This window comes from Mesorhizobium sp. M7A.F.Ca.AU.002.02.1.1 (genome assembly GCF_003998535.1).
Lineage (GTDB): Bacteria > Pseudomonadota > Alphaproteobacteria > Rhizobiales > Rhizobiaceae > Mesorhizobium > Mesorhizobium ciceri.
Genome location: NZ_RZPB01000808.1, coordinates 1 through 2,595, shown reverse-complemented (window position 1 = coordinate 2,595; position 2,595 = coordinate 1). Strand labels below are relative to the sequence as shown.

2 protein-coding genes are annotated in these 2,595 nt (G+C 68.2%); both read right to left on the bottom strand.

Translation table 11 applies throughout. The annotated features are described in order from the left end of the window. Positions 1 to 1,046 (bottom strand): arsenite efflux MFS transporter ArsK (arsK, locus tag EN879_RS31600; RefSeq protein WP_164774704.1); only part of this gene is annotated, 1,046 nt, incomplete at its 3' end. Further along, the gene (locus tag EN879_RS31595; protein ID WP_082826512.1) at positions 1,039 to 2,460 is read right to left on the bottom strand and encodes an NAD(P)-binding domain-containing protein; all 1,422 of its coding nucleotides are present in this window, start codon (positions 2,458 to 2,460) and stop codon (positions 1,039 to 1,041) included. The genes arsK and EN879_RS31595, both read right to left, overlap by 8 nt. Between the last annotated feature and the right edge of the window lie 135 nt (positions 2,461 to 2,595).

Genomic DNA, 2,595 nt, shown 5'->3' with positions numbered 1-2,595 from the left:
GCGCTCGCCCATCCCAGCCGCGCGCCATAGCCTTCGCGGCCGAAGAGTTCGAGCGGCAAGGTGCCGCCGACGATGCTGGTGAGGCCGGAGCCGAGGCCGAACAGGAACACGAACACGAAGGCGCCGGGCAGCCATGGCGTGGTCAGCAACAGCGCACACAGCCCGGCCGTGAGCAGTGACGCGGCAATGACGGCAAGGTGCGTCTGCTGCAGCCGCCCGCCAAACAGCATGTTGATCAACCGGCTGGCGACCTGCGCCGGCCCGAACAGGGTCGAGACGAAGAGGCCTGCGGTGCCGAGCCCAAGGGCCGCCGTCAGCGGCACCATGTGGATGAGGATCGCCGACAGCACGAAGCCTTCGGTGGCGAACCCCGCCAGCATCAGCAGGAATGCGGCCCGGCCGCGCCGCGCATCGAGCGGCATTCCCGCTTCATCGGGGGCGGAGCCGCGCTCATGCGGCGTGACCGTTGCGTGGCGACGCGACAGGCGCATCAGCCAGGCGTGGATCGGCAGGCATAGGCCGAGATTGAGAGCGGCGAACAAAAGGTAGACCTCGCGCCATGTGAGATGCGCATGCAGCGCCGAGGTCAGCGGCCAGAACAGGGTAGAGGCAAACCCGGCGATCAGCGTCAGATGGGTGATGCTGCGTTGCGGCCGGGGAACCCCGACCTGCACGATCAACACGAAGGCAGCGCTGTAGAGGACGAAGCTGGAGGCCAGTTCCATCGCCAGCAATCCCAGAACGAAGCTCACGCGGCCGGGTGCGACGGCGCACAGCGCCAGCGCCACAGCCGCCGCGACCGAGCCGACGGTCATGAGGCGGCCGGCGCCGAAGCGGTCGGCCCACCGCCCGGCAGTCGGCGCGAACAGGCTGCCGGCAAACAGCGAGGCCGACAGGGCTGCGAATACCCAGCCTTCCGTGAGCCCGAACTCGCGTGCCATTGCCGGCGCCAGCATCGAGAAGCTGTAATAGAGCGTGCCGTAGCCGATGATCTGGGTCAGCCCAAGCGCCCAGATCGCCTTGCGCAGGACGGACCGGTCAGGCATCGATGCCGGCCGATACGGCTCTTCTCGGCTCGGCATCGGTTGCGCAGCCGCAACCCGATGCGCCGGTTGCCTTGGCGTCCGCATCCCTGACGCAGCAGGCATCGACAGCGGCGGGAGCAGGCCCGCCACAGCAGCCGGCGCTTTCCGATACCGTCGCGACACCGACGGCACTGCACACGCCGGTCTCCGGCAGCACCAGCCGCACCTCGCGGGCCGCGGCATGGTCTCCGGCAATATCGGCCACCACCGAGCGGACCTGCTCGTAGCCGGTCGCCATCAGGAAGGTCGGGGCACGGCCGTAGGATTTCGAGCCGACGATGGTGAAACCGGGTTCGGGATGCGCGAGCTCCGCAATGCCATGCGCGGGAACCGTGCCGCATGAGTGGAAGTTCGGATCGATCAGCGGCGCCAGTGCCGGCGGCGCTTCGACGACGGGATCGAGCGCGATGCGGATTTCGCCGAGGAACGACAGGTCTGGCCTGAAGCCGGTGGTGACGACGATGCGGTCCACGGCCATGCTGAACGGCTTGCCGGCGAGGTGGGCGTCGACGGCAAGCTTCTCGCCTTGCGTCTCGATGCGGTCGACGGCGAAGCCCGTCAGCATGTTCAGCCTGCCGTCCGCCATCGCCTGCCTGGCGGCCAGCCCGAGCGCGCCACGTTCCGGCAACTGGTCGTTCAGCCCGCCGCCGAGCAATCTCTCGATGCTGGCGTGCCGCAGCGCCCAGAAGATTTCGGTGCCAGGCACGCCATCCTGCAACTCCATCAGCGCCAGCGCGACGTTGATGGCCGAGTGCCCGCCGCCGATGACCAGGATGCGCTTGCCCGCATAGTCTTCTCTCGCCTTGCCGACCACGTCGGGAATGCCATAGGCGATGCGTGCCGACGCCTTGCCTTCGCCGGCAACCGGCAGCCCGTCGATGCCGATCGGGTTTGGCCGCCACCATGTTCCGGATGCGTCGATGACGGCGCGTGCGAGAAAGCGGTGCTCACCGCCGCCATCGCGGTAGCGGATGACGAAGGGCGCGTCCTTGCGGCCGTCATTGGCGACCTTGTCGTGCCCCTGACGGGTGATCGCGGTGACCTCGGCGCCGAGCTTCAGATTGGCGGCGATCGCCGGAAGCCGGCCAAGCGGCGCCAGATAGTCGCGCACGATCTCGCCGCCGGTCGGCAGGCCCTGGCTGTCCGGCGCCGTCCAGCCGGAGCGGTCGAGCAGCGCCCGCGCCGCCGCGTCGATGTTGTATTCCCAAGGCGAGAACACCCGCACATGGCCCCATTCGAGCAGTGCGGCCCCAACGCTTTCGCCGCGCTCCAGGATGAGTGGACAGATGCCGCGCTCGACCAGATGCGCCGCGGCGGCAAGGCCGACCGGGCCGGCGCCAATTACCGCGACGGGAAGATCTGTCATCATGTCCATAGGTTCGATCCTTCCGGTATCTTCGAATTATACGCGCAGAAAAATCAGGCCAGTGCTTTGCCGACGGCGGGCGCACAGGCGTCGGCGCAGCACTCGTCGGCGAGATAGCCGATCAGCGCATTCATGCCGGGATAG

Coding starts and splice junctions, on each gene's coding strand:
- EN879_RS31595 (WP_082826512.1), bottom strand. CDS start 2,460: ATGGACATGATGACAGATCTTCCCGTCGCGGTAATTGGCGCCGGCCCG.